The sequence below is a fragment of the Patiriisocius sp. Uisw_017 genome, from assembly GCF_047731265.1.
Lineage (GTDB): Bacteria > Bacteroidota > Bacteroidia > Flavobacteriales > Flavobacteriaceae > Patiriisocius.
The window spans coordinates 3,265,572-3,284,500 of record NZ_CP159835.1 but is presented as its reverse complement, the minus strand read 5'-3'; the positions used below and the strand labels follow the sequence as shown (position 1 = coordinate 3,284,500).

Here is an 18,929-nt window from a genome sequence, read left to right as displayed (position 1 = left end):
TTCTTAGGGGATTACTCTGAAAAGTTTGGGAAACGTTGTTGTTTATCCAAACCCAGTAATAGATAATAATTTTAGGATAGTTTTTCCAGAGAGCGTAACTGATTCCCAAATAGTCATCTATGATTTCACAGGGAAAACTGTCTATTCTGGCTCATTTAAATCGAATTTAAAAATCAATTCCGAACTGGTATTTATTTTCTCAGTGAGGACTGATGAGGGAAAATTTCACAAGAAAATTATTGTCAAATAATATCGTAGTTGTTTAACCTTCAATATCTACATCTGCCGTTTCGTTATCTGTAGCATAGCTAAACAATTTTTTTTCTTTTATAATTTCGGCTACGCCTAGAGGCAACATATCTTCCCACCCATCATGATTATTTTCAATCATAGAAAGTACTTCTCTTGAAAATATATTCATAACATCTGGATTATACTTTTCAATATCGATGACTTTTCCATTGTATTTAAAGAACTTATAAAGCTCTTTCATTCTTGGGTGCACCTTAAGGTTTTCACTGGAAGTATATTCTCCAGTTTCAGGATTACGCATAGGGTAGAGGTACACTTTGAGGTCTTTAAAGAATAGTTTTCCAAAGGCTTCTAGAATTCCACCACTCAAATGGCGATAGTACTTTTCATCAAAAATATCTACAAGGTTATTAACTCCCATTGCCAAACCTAAACGGTTTTTAGTATAACGAGAAAAATATTCTACCAATTTATAATACTCTTGGAAGTTACTAATCATCACGGTATGACCCAAAGAACATAATAGTTTTGCACGATCCATAAAATCCTCTTCATCTATTTCGCCTTCCGCTCGAAGGTTGGATAGTGTGATTTCAAAAATTGACACGGTTCTTTCAGGATCCACTTTTGATTCTGTAACAAACATCTCATAAGATCTTTCGTACATATCAATGTTTACCTTTGTTACTGGGCGAAAGCTTCCGCGAAGGGCTAGAACATTTTTTTTATATAAAATACGAGCAGGTAAAATGTTATTTCCGTCAGGACCAAACATAATTGCATCGGTCATTCCGTTTTTAACAAGCTGGAGACTCATTAAACGGTTGTCCATGGTTTCAAACTTAGGACCTGAGAAATTGATGGTGTCTATTTCAATTTTGTCCTTGTCAATATGGTCGTATAAATAACGTAGTAATTTTTTGGGTGTATCGTGTTTGTAATAAGCACCATAAATAAGATTTACACCAAGAGTTCCTAGGGTATGTTGTTGCAATAAAGCTTCGTTTTCATGAAACCTGATGTGCAAAATAATCTCACTATATGCCTCTTCAGGATGTGTTTGGTATCTAATTCCTATCCAACCGTGACCTTTATATTTTTTAGCAAAATCTATAGTTGCCACTGTATTTGCGTAAGTAAAATACATTTTATTAGGGTGCTTTTCTCTGAGAATACGCTTTTCGAGCAATTGCATCTCATGATTGAGCATCTTTTTTAAACGAGCTTCCGTTACATAGCGACCGTCTTCCTCGACGCCATAAATAGCATCACTAAAATCTTTATCGTAAGCTGAAATTGTTTTTGCTATCGTTCCAGAAGCACCGCCAGCCCTAAAAAAATTACGCACAGTCTCTTGCCCTGCACCAATTTCGGCAAACGTGCCGTAAATGTTCTCGTTAAGGTTAATGCGGAGCGCTTTATTGCTAATGGAAGGAATCGCTTCAAACTCTTTGTCTCCGGAAATATGATCTGGCATAATTAATATAAATTTCTTACTAACAAAGATAGTCAATAGAGCAGGCAATAAAAAAAATTACGCCTATTTTTGTAGTAATGAATTCAGACTTAAAAATCACATTCTTAGGATCAGGAACTTCACAAGGAGTCCCCATAATTGGTAGCACTCACCCGGTTTGTTTAAGCACTGATTCTAGAGATAAAAGATTGCGAGTTTCAGTTTTGATTCAATGGTTGAATAAGTCTATTGTAATAGATTGTGGTCCAGATTTTAGGCAACAATTATTGCGGGTAAATGCGACTGCGCTTGATGCTATTTTAATAACACACGAGCATAGCGATCATACAGCAGGATTGGATGATATTCGTCCGTTTTGTTTTATGAGAGGGGGTCCATTTCCTTTTTATGCAACCCCAAAAGTTTTTGGAGAATTGAGGAAACGTTTTGGGTATATTTTTGAAACTGAAAATAAATATCCTGGTGCTCCGTCGATTGAAACCAATGAAATTTCAAAAGACAGCCCTTTTTTAGTTGAAGGAAAAAATGTTATTCCTGTTGAAGGTTTTCATTATAAATTGCCAGTGTTAGGGTTTAGAATAGATGGGTTTACCTATTTAACTGATATTAAAACAATGGCCGAAACCGAAATATTGAAAATTAAAAATACCGATGTTTTAGTAGTGAATTGCCTCCGAGAAGATGCCCATCCTTCACATTTTAATTTAACCGAAGCACTCGAATTCATTGAGAAAGTGAACCCTAAGAAAGCTTATTTAACACATATAAGCCATTTATTAGGCTTTCACGCAGTAGTAGAAAAAAATCTTCCAGAGAACGTGCATTTGGCGTATGATGGATTGGTATTAGAAGTTTAACATACTGTTTCCTTTTATTGAAACAGTTTAAAAAAGATTCCCTCTTTTGTGGGAAATGAATATGAAAAAAAGCATTTTTATGTACCTGTTCTTTTTTGCAGTACTATATATTATCTTCCAGTATGCAAATGAGAAAGCGATTTTTGGCAAACAAGATAGTAGGATTGTAAAACTTTCCCAAAAACTAACAAAGGCAAAGGACTCCCTATCTGCTCTGGCAAAACAAACCGAGGAGGCAAGCTATTTTTCATTGCAAACGAATGACAATGCCATGCGCTATATTGAGCGTTTAGGAATGGAAGCGGAAGAAGTGCAGCAACTTATTAGTGATAAAATTTATGATCAAAACGGAACCCCAGGTGGAAACCCAATTATTCCCTTAAAAGGAGTGAACGGCGATTTTAAAATAAATAAAATCAAATTTCTAAACCATCGCTGGATTCAAGCAGATTTCTCTGATGGTAAAAACTGGGGTGAAATGATTATTGAATACTTTTTTGATGAGAATAATAAGCTGGAATTAATACCGTTGAGTTCACTTTTGTATAGTGGGAGTTGAGGACTGTTTTTATATTTTATAGCTTTTCTTTTTCAGCTTTTCTCCAAAAGTAAACTGCAAAAATCGTTGTTATAATAGGGATCATAAACCCATATTCATCAATCCAAAAGGCAGTAGCATCATTTGAAATGGTTAAAGGAGTGCAGATTTTTTGAATGTAAATGTTATGAATAGAATGGAAGACAGCAGCTGGCCAAAGACTGTTTGATTTAAACGTGTAGTAGGCTAAAATTACCGACATCCCTACTATCATTATAGTAAATGCACTCATATGCAGCAGAAGGTTCTCGCCTCTTCCGTAGATTAGATTGATAATAGGGAAATGCCAAATAGCCCAGATTACTCCGCTTACAATAGCAAGCGCTTTAAAAGACATTACTTTTCTTAATTCGAATATTAAGAAGCCACGCCAGCCTATTTCTTCACCTAATGTAGACCCTAAGTTTTTAATAACACCCACTGTTACTAATAGAAAAACCATTACTACTATCACGATTGTTTGATTAGATGCTGCAATGCCTAAATCCTCACTCCATTGTGCGATTCTTTCTGTATTTACGAGATCTCCAAAACCAAATATCCAAATTAAGGCATACGCTATTGAAACATACAATATAGGGGTGGTGTAGGAGCGTTTTAAGTATTTGAGTTCTTTTAAACTCCAAGGTAAACTTGAAATAGGTCTCCCTTTGATTTTTAGAATAATAAATGCAGCCACCGTAGGAGATATCATTAAAGCGCCAACATAAATACTACTCGGGTTTAATTTTAAAATTGCATAATATCCAATGGAGCTTAAAGCAGTAAGAACTCCTAAAAAAAGAAATATTGTTTTACATGCTTCCTTTGTTTCAGGGGTAGCTTTAGACATTTGCGTTTTGGATTGGTTATACAAGTATAACGAATGCAACCATCTTTTGTTACACGGTTCTATGTTGTTAGTCAAATGAATTTAGAGCAGGCGGCAAACATCTTTTCGAATTTTAATGCAATGCTTCTTTGACGAGAATAATAAAAAACAATTGTAATTTGAGATAATGTAAGTTCAACTCATAAGTGCAACTCAAATTAAATCATTTCCGCTCATTTCAAATCGAACCTGACAAAGTGTTGTCATAATCATCAAATTTTCTGTGGAGTAAACACCGTTACTTCCTTCAGTAACTTCACCAAATACATTACACATTTCTCCAGTAGAGATTAATGTCCCATCATTTTTAAATTCGATGGTTAAACTGCTTTTAGTAGTTTCAAAAGTACCGCTGCCGTCTCCTGGGTCAATAGATAATTCCTTTAATTCTCAAATACCCACTAAATCGATAGAGGTATTGTTTTCGTCTTCGTTATTACAAGAGCATAAAGATAAGAAGCAAATTGAGAGTAAAACAATTACCTTTTTCATGATGTTTTATATTAGCTTGCATCATATATAACGGTTACAATGTCGTTACTTTTTTCAATAGGTATTTTAAAAAGAATAGACTTGTCTTATATCAATACAAAAGGTATCGTTATTTGTGCTTGGGTAATAGCATAGCACTTTAAAAATACTATAATTAAAATATAGTTTGTGTTTATTATCATAGTAACCGGTTGGCTAAAATTAAAGTGAACCATAATAAATAAACAGTATCTATAAACTATATTTTAGATTGTTTCAAACTTTCTCCAACCATTCCATAAGCTCAAGGAAGTTTTGAGGAGCAACGCCATGACCAACTGGGAATTCTGAGTATTTGCAATCAATGCCCAATGCTTTAAGAAATGGTTTTGTTTTTTGAGCCCATTGTACTGGTATTACTTGGTCTGCGCTACCGTGAGAGCTATAGCATTTTAAGTAGTCAAAGCTGTTTTTTTCATAGCCTTCTTTCAGCATGTCTTCACTAATATAGCCACTTAGACCAATAACGTTTTTTATTTTCTCGGGATAGCTTAAGGCGATTGCGAAGCTTAAAATGGTTCCTTGACTAAAGCCTAGTAAGGTTACGTCTTTTGAATTTGCCTTGTATTTTTCTACCGCTTCATCAATGACGCCTACTACTAATTCTCGGGAAGCTATGGCTTGTGGTACGTCATTAAATTTGTTGTCGCCTGCTTCAAAATAAATATTGTACCAGGCGTTTCCGCTAGGTTGCAAGGGGAGTGGTGCTTTTAAAGCAACAATGTGATGCGTTTTTGGCAACTCTGGCGCGAAGGAGAATAAATCATCTTCGTTGCTTCCGTAGCCGTGCAGTAAAAATATAATGGGTGCATTTGCTTTTTCACCGTCAGGGGCTTGATAGTTATGCGCTAATTGTAACGTTTGTTTTGACATAGCACAAAAATAAAAGATGCCGCGTAATAACGCAGCATCTTTTGTAAATTTAAGTTGTATTTTCTGCTCTTTTAAAATATTTTTTTCGGTAAAAGCTAAATCTTGTGTTTTTTCAAATTTCGGTTTTACCTTTTTTGAAGTTTTAAAAGATCGTGGGCTCGCCCATCTGTTTTATTATCCAATCCCTTTGAACCAATCTTGAAAATATTCTCCAAAAATTGGTAATGGTTTTTCCTCCTCATTAGAAGCATTCATAATTCCTATGATCACTAAAATTAAAACGCCTAAATATAATAACCACAATATTTCTATACCCGTTAATCTAATTAATATTGAAACAGCAACATACATAAGGATTATTCCCAAGGATTGTCTTATATGATAGGAAGCAAGTGCGTTCTTATCCTTGTTATTAAGTATGAATGCAATAATCCAACCAATCAAGGCTAGATATGCAATGATTGCCGTTGTTTTTCCTGGGTTCCCTTTTGTTTCCATTGGTTTTTTTTAAATATTATTAATTTTAAAGATAGGTAACTAATTTAAAAATGTAAACCATTGTTGAAATTTCTTGCTTAAAAAAGGTATGGCAGGCCATTTGTTTAATACGCAAGCTATGATTGAATAAGACCATATTAGAACCAACAATATCCATAATCCAAATCCAATGATATCATTTATATATTCAAGTAATGCTAAGTGTATAATTTGTAAAAGCACCAAGCCAAACATATTTTTAATATGCGCTCTGGCAAATTCGTGCGGTTCGTCTCGATTCATAAAATAAGCGATAAACATTCCTACAAAAGTAATGTAGGCAATTACTGCTTTGTTTTTTCCTGGGGGTGTTTGCATGTTTAGTTTAGGGTTAATTTCTTTCCGTTTATGATTCCGTAGGCTTTTCCTTTTAATCGCTCCCCAAGTAATGCTGAATTCTTTGAAGTTGAAACGATACTATCTTCCGTGAATTTCCAGTCTATATCTGGGTCAAAAAGTGTTATGTTAGCTGCCGCACCTTCTGCAATAGATGGTGATTCTAAGCCAAATATAGCATAGCGTGTCAATGCCGAAATGGCGGTTTCAAGGTGCGTGGCACTGTTGAGTGCGCCAAAACAACTTTCCAGTCCTATGCTTCCATAGGTTGCGTGGTCGAATTCAATTTTTTTATGTTCTATATCAATTGGGTTGTGGTCGCTTGTTACTGCATCAATTGTTCCTTCGTTAAGTCCTTTGAGCAGGGCTTTTACATCGGTTTTGGTCCGTAGTGGTGGAAGAAGTTTAAAATTAGTGTCATAACTTTCTAATGCATCATCGGTCAAAGCTAAATTTGTTACGGCAACGCTACAGGTTATGTTTAATCCTTTCTTTTTGGCTTCTTTAATAAGTGCAACACTTTCAGCAGTAGATATTGTGGGGATGTGTAATTTTCCTCCTGTGTATTCTAAAATATATAAATCTCGTGCTACTTGCAAAGATTCTGCTAATGCGGGAATACCTTTTAAACCCAGCAGTGTGCTGTTTACGTTTTCATTTACTATTCCGTGGGGAGCAATTGACTTTTCGTGCGGAAATGATTGTACAATACCTTTAAAAGAGCTGGTATATTGCAAGGCAATTTTTAATAAATTGGGATTGGCAATGGGTTGTTTGTAATCATAAAATGAAATAGCGCCTTCTGATGACATATCGAACAACTCAGCTAAATCTTCTCCATTTGCTTGGTGCGTTAATGAACCAATAGGGTGGAGGGTGACTCCGCTAGTTCCATTAAAAGAGTTAAGAAATCGTATCGCGCCTTTATTGTCTGGTACAGGCTTGGTATTTGTATTTATTAAAACATTAGTAAATCCACTTAATGCCGCTGTTTTTAGCCCATTAGTAATGGTTTCCCTTTCTTCAAAACCAGGTTCTCCAAAAGAAACACTACTATCAAACCAACCACAAGAAATATGAAGATTGGGCAAGGTTATTTCCTTTACGGAACCTTCTGACGGTATCGAAGCAGCTATTTTTTTAATAATACCTTTCTCGATGAGCACATCTCTTTTCTTTAGATGATGTTTACTATTGGTTTCGACAATCGTGGCTTTTTTTAGAAGTATTTGCATAATTGAATAGTATTAATATAGCACTTATGATTATTTCTTATAAAATTTCAATAATAGCATTTCAATAAGTAAGAAGAGAAAAGCGGCAATAGCGAACCATTTCCAGAATTCAGTAATATTATTTTCTTCTTCAATACTTTCAAATAATTGCGGAATGTCGCGGTGCGTTTTAACACCGTTCCAATTTTTAGTGTCTAAATAAACCAAGGCTCCTTCCGCTCTGGAATAATTATAACTTATCCCTTTAATACCAGTTTCTCCCTTCGTAATGGTATAATTATTTGCCACAGCTGGTTCGTCATCTGTTGTAATCAACACCTTATTTGTCTTGGTTTGTTGCAATGGGATAATGCTTGTTATGCTGTCTTTTAGACTTAAAATTTCATCTTGAATTAAACTAACGGGCACCGCATAGGTATTGGTATTTCCAATAGTATAATACAATTGTGGCAATTGTAGACTCTGTCGTGCAATGTTGTAAAGTGTAGGCACAATAAGTGGTGAGCTGGTAAAATTAGAATTTGAATCATTAAAAGCAGCGGTGGCTAAAAACGCATTGCCGCTGGCTATTATGAATGGTTTTTCGTCTTCAAATTTTAAAATAGAAGTTGCCAAAGTATTGGTTATAAAGAAGGAATTTACTTTTGGGAACTGGAAATTTACAACACGTTTTTCAAAAACTTCTTTATAAATGGGGTGGTCAAAAATAATTTTCGCAATTTTCTTTTCTTTTGATTCTAAACTGTTTAGGGTCCCTAATCGTAAGCCGTTTAGCAACACATTATAACCCGTTAGATTTGCTTCATTGTTGGGTATTATCAAAAGCGTGCCTCCATTTTTAGAAAACTCATTGAGTGCTGCGGTGAGGGAGGCAGGAATACCGGTAAGTTCGTTGAGGATGATACAATTTTGTTTCGGAATAATACTGTAATCTAAATTGCGACTGTCCTGGGCGGTATACTGAAATTCAATATCATTAAAAAGACGTTGTAAGAAACTACTATTTGCCTTATTAATGCTGAGTACTTTTATCTTCTCTGGTTTATTTACACTGAAATAAAATTTGTTGTCATACGAAAGACCGGTGTCATTTAAAATGAGACTTCCTTTAAAGCCATCGGTGTTTTCAAAATCGAAGTTGATTTTTTGAGATTTACTTTCAGAAAAATTCACTGCAGTTTTTGCCATTAACACAGCCCCATTATATAGTGAAACCGGGATGGTGCTTGAAACATCGTTGTTTGCCGAAACTAAAACTTCTAATTGCGTTTTGTTTCCAGAAGTAGTCTTAACATAAACAGAGTCTATTGCAACGTTAGTAATGTTTGCTGCTTTTAATTGTACCACATCTACTTTAAAGTGTTCTGGTATTTCAGGAAAAACTTCCTTTTGCTGAAAGTCTGAAATAACAATTAATCGCTTATTAGCGCTCTTGTCTTTACTAAATAACTGTGCTGCTTTTAATAGTATTTGTGAAGGTGTAAACTGTTTTTGTGTGTAGCCAGTTTCTAGTAAATTATTTTTTAAATTGGGTACTGCTATGTTTTTCTTGGTAGTTGTATTGGTGAAAAAGCTAATTTTTTGATCGTCTTTGAGTTGAACATATACATCCTGTATGGCGCGTTGTAATAAGGCGCCATTAGCTCCTTTCGCCTCCATACTATAAGAGTTGTCAATATAGAGTACCGTTTCTTTATTGGCATTTAACGCCGTTTTAGAAGCTTTAAAAGGTTGTGCAAATGCTATTATAATAGCTGCTAATGCTAATAACCGAGTTAGTAGTGTAAGCCATTTTTTTAGCTGCGAGCTTTTGCGCGTTTGTATGCTTACCTTTTTTAGAAATGCGACATTTGTAAACGCAACTTTTTGAAAGCGCCGAAGCTGAAATAAATGAATAAAAATAGGAATGAGCAGTAAAAAAAGCGCGTAGAGAATTTCGGGGTGTTTAAACTGCATGCTAAGAATTATTATACAAATATAAAAAAACCGAAATCAATATACCTCACTTTGCAACGCTAAAGGTAAAAGTAGCACCTTTTCCTACTTCTGAATCTACAGAAATAGTGCCTCCAAGTTTTATTACAAGATTTTTTACGGTTGCCAGCCCAATACCTGAGCCTTTTTTACCGTTGCGATCTGTATCGTTCCCTGTTTTAAAAAGATCGAACATAAGCTCTTGTTTGTCTGCATCAATACCAATTCCATTATCAACAATACTGAAAATATAATGTTTTTCATCTTGAGAAAAATTTAAAGCAATAAAAGGGATTTTACTCGTGTTATATTTGAGTGAGTTCCCAATTAGGTTTAGTAATATTTGCTCTAATGCAGCCTTGTTTAGATGCATTTGCACATCTTCTTTTGGATATTTAAATTCAGAATTATCAATAAATAAAATATCTTCTATTTTATAACATATTCTATGCAAGCTTACTTGTTTGTTTGATTCTTTTAATAAATCGTCACTTTTATAGTATTTAAGCATACCGTCAATATACTCGCTTAATCTATCTGATGATTCTTCAATATAATCAAGATATTCCATTCCTTGGGCATCAAATATTTGTTTATATTCTTCTTTAATTAGTCTTGATAGTGAAGTGATATTGGCCAAAGGAGATTTTAGATCTTGAGAAACTACACCAGCAAATTCTTTTAATTGCTTATTTCTTTGAAGAAGTGTTTTTTTAGCCAAAGAAAGTTCATTGTTGTGTTTGTGTAATTCAAATAACTTAACGACTTGTTTTGCCAAGGTTATCAAAGTATTTTTTTCGTGCTCTGATAATGTTCTTGGCTTATTATCAATAACACAAAGCGTTCCTAGTGGATATCCTTCGGAGTTTATTAAGGGAACTCCTGCATAGAAAATAACATCATTTTTTCCTACCAAAGGATTCTTTTTAAACTTTGGATCTAATCTAGCATCAGATACTTCGAAGATAGCATCCTTGCTAAGGATAGCATGCGCGCAGAATGAGAGGTCTCGTGGAGTTTCTTTTAATTGGGTACCATGATGAGACTTTAAAAAATTTATATCAGCATCAAGCAATGTTACTAATGAAATGGGTGCTGATAAAAAATCTGCTACTAACTGTGTTATAGCGTCATAATCATCTTCTGGTAAGGTGTCTAACAGTTTATAAGATCTAACGGCACGTAGACGTTGTGCTTCGTTTTTAGGTTTTTGAGGTATAATCATATTCTATATGCGTAACAAACTAGTCTAAAGATACGATGATTTAGTTTTAAATTACCTGTATTGCCATCAATCGAGAGATTGAATCGTAAACGTGGTGACGGTTCCTTTCCCTATTTCTGAACTGATTTGTATCTCACCTCCAAAGTTATTGATTAATTTTTTTACGGTAGAAAGACCAATTCCATTTCCTTTATTTCCATAACGGTCTGTATTTCCAACAGTAGCAAACAGTGTAAATATTTCACCAATCTTGTCTTTAGGGATACCAATACCATTATCTGAAACAGTAAAATAATAGATGCCTTTTTTGACTTTACATTCAATATCAATAACGATTTTTTCTTTGTCGTTGTATTTTAAACTGTTACCAATTAGATTCAGTAAAATTTGTTCTAAAGCTGCTTTGTTACAGGTAAGGTCAATATTCTCTTCAGGAAGATTAATCTCGCAATCAACATTTATATTCAATAAATCAACAATGTTTTCAAGTAACAAGTGTATATCGAAAGATTCTTGTTGTCCGCTGTCTAATTGATCACTTTCATAATGATTTAGCAACCCAGTTATATAGTCACTTAATGTAAAAGAAGATTGTTTAAGATAGGTTAGGTATTCTATTGCTTTCTCATCCAATTCGTCGGAATACTTTGCTTTTAAAATATCTGTCGTAATAATAATATTTGCAAGTGGCATTTTCATATCGTGGGAAACGACACCGGCAAAACTTCTTAATTCTTTGTTTTTCTTTTTTAAGTCTCCTTGGACTTCTCTCAATACTTTATTTGCTTTCCTCAGCTCCATTAGTTTAACGACCTGTTTTGCTAATATTTTCAAAGAGTTTAATTGAGAAGTGGAAATTGTATTGGGTTTATTGTCAATAACGCATAGTGTTCCTAATTTGTACCCTTGATTATCAACTAAACATACGCCAGCATAAAATACAAAAGGGTTTGTTTCTGCGTTTGAAAATGTGTTGTCTTTAAACCGTTCGTCATTTTTTATATTCTCTAATACCAATGTGTTTTCTTCATTATTTATGGTATGACTACAAAAGGAAACTCCACGATCGCTTGAGCAGAGGTCTATACCGTGCGAACTTTTAAACCAAACCTTTTCGTCATCAACTAAAGAAACTAATGAAATAGGCATATTTGTAAATTGAGATGCCAATTGAGTTATCTGGTCAAAATCATCCTCACGCTGCTCCTTAGATAATCCGAAACTTCTTAAAGCTTGGACTCTTTCAGCATCATTTTTAGGAATAACAGGGGGTAACATAATGAATATAATTAATCAATACTAGAAAGTCTTTTTAAAAGAAGGTATGTACGTAAATATACAGTAATAAAGTATAGAACAATCTTTAAGTGTTAAATTTTTTAACACAACTTAGATTCTAAGTGGTGCAAAATGTTAAAAATGTTCTATGGCTCCTAATCCGAAAAGCGCAAAATCGTATTTTACAGGATCATTGGCGTCAAATTTTCTCAAAGCATCGTCTAAGAGATTTAATGCTTTTCCATCGTTTTGCTTCCTTTCTAATACCCCTAATTTCCTAGCTATGTTGCCGCTATGAACATCAAGCGGGCAGGAGAGTGCTGATGGTTGTATGCTTTTCCATAGCCCAAAATCTACACCTTTACTGTCTTCTCGAACCATCCAGCGTAAGTACATATTAATGCGTTTGGCCGCACTGTTTTTATTGGGGTCACTCACGTGCTTTTGAGTTCTTTGCTCGTGTGGAAGTGCAAAGAATTTTTTTTTGAATTCGTGGATGGCGAATTGTGTGGAAGTGCTCGTCGAATTTTCAGCAAAAACGGTCTCTAATCCCTTATGGTTTTTGTAAATGTTTTGAAGGGACAGTATAAAATAGTGCAAATCAAATTCATTAAAAGTTCTGTGCACAAAACCTGAAAGGAATTTTTGATGGTCATTAGTGTAGCTATTTATAAAGTCAGAAGGAGAATTCCCCATAATAGACACTAATTTGTCACCACTTTTAAGGATACTTTTACGGTTGCCCCAAGAAATGGTGGCAACTAAAAAACCAATAATTTCAATGTCTTCTTTTTTAGTAAATTGGTGCGGGAGTCTAATTGGATCTGCTTCAATAAATGTAGGATTGTTATATAAAAGCACCTTTTCTTCTAAAAAGTCCTTGAGTTCTTTAAAAGTAAGGGGTGTATTCAATAGTTTTTAATCTTTGATAATTATACCGTCCTGCATCGTAAGCTTTCTATCTGCCATAGCTGCTAAATCTTCATTGTGTGTAACAATGACAAATGTTTGCCCCAACTCGTCACGAAGTTTAAAGAATAGATTGTGAAGGTTCTCCGCACTTTCAGTATCTAGGTTTCCGCTGGGTTCGTCTGCCAGTATAATAGCAGGTTTATTTATGAGTGCTCTTGCAACAGCCACACGTTGTTGTTCGCCTCCACTTAACTCATTTGGTTTGTGGTTTTCACGATGGCTAAGTCCTAAAAAGGCAAGTAGTTCTTTAGCTCTTTTTTCAACTTGGTCTTTGGGTGTTTTTTTTATAAATCCTGGAATACAAACGTTTTCAATAGCTGTAAATTCTGGAAGTAATTGATGAAACTGAAAAATAAAACCCAAAGAGTCATTTCTAAATTGCGCAAGTTGTTTGCGATTTAGCGTTTCAATAGCCTGATTGTTAATGTTTAATGCTCCTTCCTCAAAAGAGTCCAGTGTTCCTAAAATTTGGAGTAAGGTTGTTTTACCAGCTCCAGATGCTCCTACTATGGAGACGATTTCACCTTTCTCTATTAACAAATCTACTCCTTTAAGAACGTGGAGATCTTCGTAGTATTTATTAATATTTTTAGCGTGTATCATCTTAAACCATTTAAAAAGTAAAAATAACGTTTAAATAGTCAAAAGAGAAACCCTTTAAGAATCTTTCTCGAATAAATATTTGATACTATTGTAATCTATAAAATAGGTAACTCTTAAGGAAACGGTATTTTTAATGGACTGTTGAAAAAGTGTATCTAAGCTTTCACCATAACCCACAGTAGAAATTTCATCTTCATTAAAAATTGAATTCCTATAAAGAAGAGTTGCTTCACTTCCTGGAGCAAATCGCCATCTAAAACTTAAATCTAGGTTCCAAATATTAAAATTTCTATTGGGATTTTTTTCTGATATGTCGTAATCAAAGGGATCTCTAGTACCATCATCATTTAAAACAGTAAAAACATTGTCAGAATAGTCTGCCGTGCTCCAAAAGTTCCTAAATCTTAAGTCGATTGCCTTAAATGGATCAAAATTATAAGATGCTGAAATAGTGTTTTCTAAATTAGTAATGTCACGTTGGCCCAAAAAGACAGCGGTACCATTATCATCAATGTAACCAAAGTTATTATTTTGTGCCGATAATTCAGCTCCTATAATGATTAAAAATTTATCAGAAAAGCGATACCGTGGTTGGAACTCTATGAAAAAGTTACGTTGCGGATCGTCAATAAATTGACGGTATCCTCCACGAAGATCAAATGCAAATTTCTTTCTAAAGTCTGTCGATATAAAGCCGTTGGCACCCACATTGGCTTCATAGGTTACAAATTTTCCAACAATTCTAGGCTCAAAATAATCTTGATTTTTGCTTCGGGCATCTATATCTAGTCCAAAAGCAAATCTTTTTGGGGTAAAGAAAAAGGTATTTAAAAAAAAGTCATTTCTTGTTTGTATGTTTGGATCATACAATCTTCGATGCCTTACGGTAGCTCTAATTCTATACCTATTAAAAAGGGTAGTAGGTTCAAAAATCTCATACGAAACCCCAGCTACAAAATTATTGAAATTGTTTGTAAAATTTACTCCTAAGTCATTAATATCGAATGTTTTGTTTGCAAAGTCGTGACCGACTCTATATCTAAAATTTCCTTTGATTTTTTCGATATCTAGCTCTGTTCTAGATCCAGTTTTAAAACCAGTACTTTCATTAACATTGCTAACAACGACACGACCTGAGGTTCTAAAGTTATTTCCTTTGTCTGAAACGTCAAATGCTAGGGCTGTTGCGTTTGCATCTCTAAAGTTACCTTCACGAGTAACATTTGTGTTTATCAATGATATTGACGAGTTTCCATTAAATTGTTGATCTAATACAAAGACATTATAATTTGCTAAGGGTTCAGTTTCAACTTTTCTTACAAGACCTGTTATTGAATCTTGAATTATTGCTTCGCTTCTTTCGGTAATCGTATTTAATATTCCGATACCAAGTTGACTTTCGGTTCTTCCAGATATTTTTACTGCATTTAATAATTTAACACTTGTTGGTTCCTTTAGAATAACTTCATCTTCTTCGAGATCGCCAACACCTCTTGTAGGTTCATTTCCAATGCGTCGAGAGAAGAAAATACGTCCTTTTGTAAAAAGATCGATCCCTTCAGTAAAAAACGGCCTGTTCTCGCCAAATGTTTGTTCAAATGGCCCCAAATTAAGTTCTACATTGTCAAAAGATGCTTGTCCAAAATCTGGTACTAGGGTCGAATCCAACGTAAAACTATCAGAAATACCATATTTTAAATCCAAACCGGCACTCAAGTTTGTTTCTGTCTCGCCTTCAAAATTTGTTAAAGCTCCTTGTATAAATGGATAAAAAGTAAGACGAGTAGGTGGGTCTATGTTTTTGACGCCATCTACAATTGCGTTATATAGTGTTTCTCTTCCTTTGGATCTATCTATTCTGTTGAATGTGTGAGTTTCATTGGTGTTAATTAACCTCCTGTAAAAATTAATGCTCCAATCTTGAATTTCTACTTGCGGAAATCTAAGTGTTCTATAGGGTATTTCAAATTCAGCATACCATCCTTTTTTATCTTTTGAAACCCTACATTGAAATATCACGTTATAACTAAAATCTTGTTCGTTTTGGCTCACTCTTGAATCTGCAATTGTTCCTGCGCTAGTTACTATGAAGCGCGTTTCATTAATACCATCATTATAGGTATTTAAAGCAACGGTAAATCTATCTGCTTGTGCGCTAGTATCATCACGTTGTGAAAACTGACTCGCAATTGAATCTGGATTTGGATCATAAAGATAAGCAGCAACATAAACAGCTCTATCGTCGTAGGCTAGTTTTACTTCGGTTTTATGAGTTTCTGGTGCAAAGCCTTCATTAGAGGGTTCAAACATAAAAAAATCACTACTGGGACTAATGTTTTTCCAAACATCATCATCTAAAACCCCATCAATATTGGGGCCTTTATCTATACGTACTGCGTTTAAATGTTTGGTTACTTGCGCTATACTGGTATAGTGAATGAAAATAAAAAATAGAATAAAACTGAAGATGTATTTCATCTATTGTACAATGGGATTCTTAAGCTATTTAATCAAAGGCTTTAGCGCAAAACTAAGGGAGTAGGTACGCGACTTTTATTAATAAAAAGTTAAATAATTAAAACACCCCAATCTTACTATTTATTATTGTTTACTTTAATTTTTAATGAGTAAAACTATATTTAAACATATATTATTTTAGCAATAAAAATTATTTAATTCTATGAGCAACTACCGTTTTTTTGAAGAATACAATCAAGAAACTACTGAGAATTTAAAACAAAAATATTCAGATATTCTTTTAGGTCTTGGTGAAGATATTACCAGAGAGGGAATCATAAAAACTCCTGAAAGAGCATCAAAAGCAATGCAGTTTTTAACACAAGGTTACGATCAAGACCCTGCAGCTGTACTAAAAAGTGCAATGTTCGCAGAGGATTATCACGATATGGTTATTATAAAAGACATTGAATTATATTCCCTGTGCGAGCATCATATATTGCCATTTTTTGGAAAAGCACATATTGCTTATATTCCAAATGGGCACATTGTGGGGCTAAGTAAAATACCCCGGGTGGTGGATATATTTGCACGACGATTACAAGTGCAAGAGCGACTCACTCACGATATTCTTGAATGTATAAATACAACATTAGAACCTAAAGGGGTAGCTGTTGTTATTGAAGCGAGTCACATGTGCATGATGATGCGTGGTGTTCAAAAACAGAATAGTGTTACTACCACTTCTGGGTTTCGAGGACAGTTTGAAAAGATTGAAACTAGAAACGAATTTTTAAAGCTCATTAGCAATGATTTAGGTTGATTTTTTTTGGTATACTAATTGCCATTATTTTAATAAATTAAAATTGTAAAAACGCATATGACGCTAACTGAATCAAAATTATTAAAACAAGGACTATTCTATGATATTGTTGGTATGCTAAGCGTGGCAATACCGTTAATTGGTACTTTTTTAGATATCCTATGGGCACCTTTTGCCGCTAAGAAAATGACCGAAATGTATCCGGGCCGTGATGGTAAAATAGCATCATTTATTGTTTTTATAGAGGAGATTTTGCCAATTACCGACTTTATACCGACATTTACATTGATGTGGTTGTATACATTTGTCGGGAAAAAGGAACCAGAAAATAGAATGAGAACCATAAAAATTAGATCAAACCAATAATTATGAAAAACTTAATTTTAAGTATCTTTTTAGTCGTTCCATTTTTAATAAGTGCACAAGCAGAAACGTATGCAGATTTATATAACCAAGTAATAAATACAGATGACGGAGTGTCAATTCTATATTCAATGGAACTTAAAAAGGACGGTACTTTTACGTTTCGTTTCTTGAGACAACTCTCTAAAAGTCAGCCTAAGGAGAACAAGTACGCTAAAGGAACTTGGAGTATTGGGAGTAACAATGTTTTAGAATTTAAAACAAATACTTCTGAAATGGATGAAAAGTATACGCTGAATTTAAATGATACTAAAGCGCGTTATATTTCAAAATCTAGTCGAAATTTATCCAAAGGGGAGTTCCCTAACTATTTACAATTTTATGATTCTAGTATTTCTTGGGTAAAATCAATGAAATTAGTTAGAAACGGATATCAATAGAAGGTCTCTTTTCTACTGAAAAAGTCCCTGTATTTTTATTTAATACAGGGACTTTTTTTTCTAAATACTTCGCTTAAATTCGAAACAACATTTGTTCCAAAAATTAAACAATTCATTAGTTTTGAGTTTTGTTAAACCAGTAGCGTACTGTTCATTAGTGCTATTAGTAGCACTAATTGTTGTCTCAAAATTTGGCTTATTAATAATATATCGCACTCCAACCTATTTAAAGATTAAAATCACTTGATGAACAATCTATAGATGCTTAGCAAAGTTGTCCTGCTTCATTACACAAATTATGTTGGTGTGCTTAAAAGAGGTTTATAAATGGGACACCAAGAGGAATCAATAACAAAAATGGCGATACTTATATTTTTTTTGGTGTTCTTTATTTATCCTTCAATAAAAAACCCAGTTTTAAATGCCGAAGCATCTTTTTTTCAAAGTTCCAGAAAAATGCGTATTCACCAAAGAGCCATCCAAAAAACACAAGCAATATTTGGTATAAAGGGAAAATAAGCAAAATCCTAAGTGGCCAATAAACATACCAACCTATTTCTTTTGAAATTCCTAACCACGCTACAAGAGGAGCGGCAAATTTAGCGGCGGTGCTTCCCGTAATAGAAAAAACAATAAATATTACTGTTAGTCGCCAGTTTGATTTAACTCCCCAACGTTCTTTTAACTTTTTCATCTGTATTGAGTATTTGATAAATAGGAAGATAGAATACTTGTTTTGTTCCTCTTCAATTAGCTGTGTGTTATTTCATTTAAGCTTTTGTTTGTATTCTTTTTCGAAGAATCTAAAGTAATTATAAAGTAAATAGTTTACCTCTTTGCCGTAGTGCAGTTTGGGGTTATAATTTATTTCTTGTGGATACAAATCTCTAGTTCGTGTAATATCTCTAACCCTTCTATTGTACTCAGCTGCATAGAGATAATTTTTATTTTCCAAAAACGATACTCCATAATAATCTGCTGCAGGTTGCGTGTTTAAATAGCGGTTAAAACCAATTTCTAATATGACAATTTCGTATTCAAGAGAGTCGCTTGCGATTCTTATAGTATCGGTTTTCTGAACATCTTTTTGTGAGGTAGCTATCGCATTCTTATTAGCAGAACATGCGTAGAGAAAAAATACCACCATTGCTATTGCTAAAATACTTTTTCGCATATTCTTTTTTATCAAATTTAAATAATAATATGATTGTGATAGATACTTTAACT

General features: G+C 34.0%; 20 protein-coding genes. 6 read left to right on the top strand and 14 right to left on the bottom strand.

Annotation, left to right across the window (positions count from 1 at the left end; all coding sequences use genetic code 11):
• Positions 1-25 precede the first annotated feature (25 nt).
• Positions 26-250 (top strand): T9SS type A sorting domain-containing protein, encoded by a 225-nt coding sequence (locus ABXT67_RS14850; protein WP_415374817.1) that lies wholly within the window; start codon positions 26-28, stop codon positions 248-250.
• A 12-nt stretch (positions 251-262) separates the two neighbouring features.
• Here the strand turns inward: ABXT67_RS14850 and ABXT67_RS14845 are convergent, their stop codons facing one another.
• Positions 263-1,729, bottom strand: coding sequence for a TonB-dependent receptor (locus tag ABXT67_RS14845; protein ID WP_415374816.1), 1,467 nt, complete (start codon positions 1,727-1,729; stop codon positions 263-265).
• A gap of 77 nt (positions 1,730-1,806) precedes the next feature.
• On the opposite strand from ABXT67_RS14845, the gene ABXT67_RS14840 reads away from it, so the two are divergent.
• Both ABXT67_RS14840 and ABXT67_RS14835 read left to right on the top strand, forming a co-directional pair.
• Positions 1,807-2,586 (top strand): MBL fold metallo-hydrolase, encoded by a 780-nt coding sequence (locus ABXT67_RS14840; RefSeq protein WP_415374815.1) that lies wholly within the window; start codon positions 1,807-1,809, stop codon positions 2,584-2,586.
• 61 nt (positions 2,587-2,647) lie between these two features.
• Positions 2,648-3,145, top strand: a complete 498-nt coding sequence (locus tag ABXT67_RS14835; protein ID WP_415374814.1) for a hydrolase — start codon at positions 2,648-2,650, stop codon at positions 3,143-3,145.
• Positions 3,146-3,161: 16 nt separating this feature from the next.
• On the opposite strand, the gene ABXT67_RS14830 is transcribed toward ABXT67_RS14835, so the two are convergent.
• The 11 genes from ABXT67_RS14830 to ABXT67_RS14780 form a co-directional block, all read right to left on the bottom strand.
• Positions 3,162-4,016 carry a CPBP family intramembrane glutamic endopeptidase gene (locus tag ABXT67_RS14830; RefSeq protein WP_415374813.1) on the bottom strand — a complete coding sequence of 285 codons (855 nt, stop codon included), beginning with the start codon at positions 4,014-4,016 and terminating at the stop codon, positions 3,162-3,164.
• 786 nt (positions 4,017-4,802) lie between these two features.
• Entirely contained in the window at positions 4,803-5,459 is a 657-nt protein-coding gene (locus tag ABXT67_RS14825; RefSeq protein ID WP_415374812.1) for an alpha/beta hydrolase, read from the bottom strand.
• A 174-nt stretch (positions 5,460-5,633) separates the two neighbouring features.
• Complete coding sequence (locus ABXT67_RS14820) at positions 5,634-5,957, bottom strand: DUF4870 domain-containing protein (RefSeq protein ID WP_415374811.1); 324 nt, start codon at positions 5,955-5,957, stop codon at positions 5,634-5,636.
• 39 nt (positions 5,958-5,996) lie between these two features.
• Entirely contained in the window at positions 5,997-6,314 is a 318-nt protein-coding gene (locus tag ABXT67_RS14815) for a hypothetical protein (RefSeq protein ID WP_415374810.1), read from the bottom strand.
• 2 nt (positions 6,315-6,316) lie between these two features.
• Positions 6,317-7,567: a dihydroorotase gene (locus ABXT67_RS14810; protein WP_415374809.1), complete on the bottom strand. Its 1,251-nt coding sequence runs from the start codon at positions 7,565-7,567 to the stop codon at positions 6,317-6,319.
• A 30-nt stretch (positions 7,568-7,597) separates the two neighbouring features.
• Positions 7,598-9,523, bottom strand: a complete 1,926-nt coding sequence (locus tag ABXT67_RS14805; protein WP_415374808.1) for a BatA domain-containing protein — start codon at positions 9,521-9,523, stop codon at positions 7,598-7,600.
• A 46-nt stretch (positions 9,524-9,569) separates the two neighbouring features.
• Positions 9,570-10,766, bottom strand: coding sequence for an ATP-binding protein (locus ABXT67_RS14800; protein ID WP_415374807.1), 1,197 nt, complete (start codon positions 10,764-10,766; stop codon positions 9,570-9,572).
• 66 nt (positions 10,767-10,832) lie between these two features.
• Positions 10,833-12,044, bottom strand: coding sequence for an ATP-binding protein (locus ABXT67_RS14795; protein WP_415374806.1), 1,212 nt, complete (start codon positions 12,042-12,044; stop codon positions 10,833-10,835).
• Between the two features lie 135 nt (positions 12,045-12,179).
• Entirely contained in the window at positions 12,180-12,956 is a 777-nt protein-coding gene (locus ABXT67_RS14790) for a TIGR02757 family protein (protein ID WP_415374805.1), read from the bottom strand.
• Between the two features lie 6 nt (positions 12,957-12,962).
• Positions 12,963-13,619 (bottom strand): ABC transporter ATP-binding protein, encoded by a 657-nt coding sequence (locus ABXT67_RS14785; protein ID WP_415374804.1) that lies wholly within the window; start codon positions 13,617-13,619, stop codon positions 12,963-12,965.
• A 54-nt stretch (positions 13,620-13,673) separates the two neighbouring features.
• On the bottom strand, positions 13,674-16,097 hold the full coding sequence (locus ABXT67_RS14780; protein ID WP_415374803.1) for a DUF5916 domain-containing protein: 2,424 nt from the start codon (positions 16,095-16,097) through the stop codon (positions 13,674-13,676).
• 202 nt (positions 16,098-16,299) lie between these two features.
• On the opposite strand from ABXT67_RS14780, the gene folE reads away from it, so the two are divergent.
• From folE to ABXT67_RS14765, 3 genes are read left to right on the top strand one after another with little or no spacing between them, the layout of a single operon-like run.
• Complete coding sequence (gene folE / locus ABXT67_RS14775) at positions 16,300-16,899, top strand: GTP cyclohydrolase I FolE (RefSeq protein ID WP_415374802.1); 600 nt, start codon at positions 16,300-16,302, stop codon at positions 16,897-16,899.
• Between the two features lie 57 nt (positions 16,900-16,956).
• Positions 16,957-17,265, top strand: a complete 309-nt coding sequence (locus tag ABXT67_RS14770) for a hypothetical protein (protein ID WP_415374801.1) — start codon at positions 16,957-16,959, stop codon at positions 17,263-17,265.
• Positions 17,266-17,267: 2 nt separating this feature from the next.
• Positions 17,268-17,702: a hypothetical protein gene (locus ABXT67_RS14765; RefSeq protein WP_415374800.1), complete on the top strand. Its 435-nt coding sequence runs from the start codon at positions 17,268-17,270 to the stop codon at positions 17,700-17,702.
• A gap of 388 nt (positions 17,703-18,090) precedes the next feature.
• On the opposite strand, the gene ABXT67_RS14760 is transcribed toward ABXT67_RS14765, so the two are convergent.
• Positions 18,091-18,396, bottom strand: a complete 306-nt coding sequence (locus ABXT67_RS14760; RefSeq protein ID WP_415374799.1) for a DUF6787 family protein — start codon at positions 18,394-18,396, stop codon at positions 18,091-18,093.
• Positions 18,397-18,468: 72 nt separating this feature from the next.
• Positions 18,469-18,876: a DUF6146 family protein gene (locus ABXT67_RS14755; RefSeq protein WP_415374798.1), complete on the bottom strand. Its 408-nt coding sequence runs from the start codon at positions 18,874-18,876 to the stop codon at positions 18,469-18,471.
• Positions 18,877-18,929: the final 53 nt, after the last annotated feature.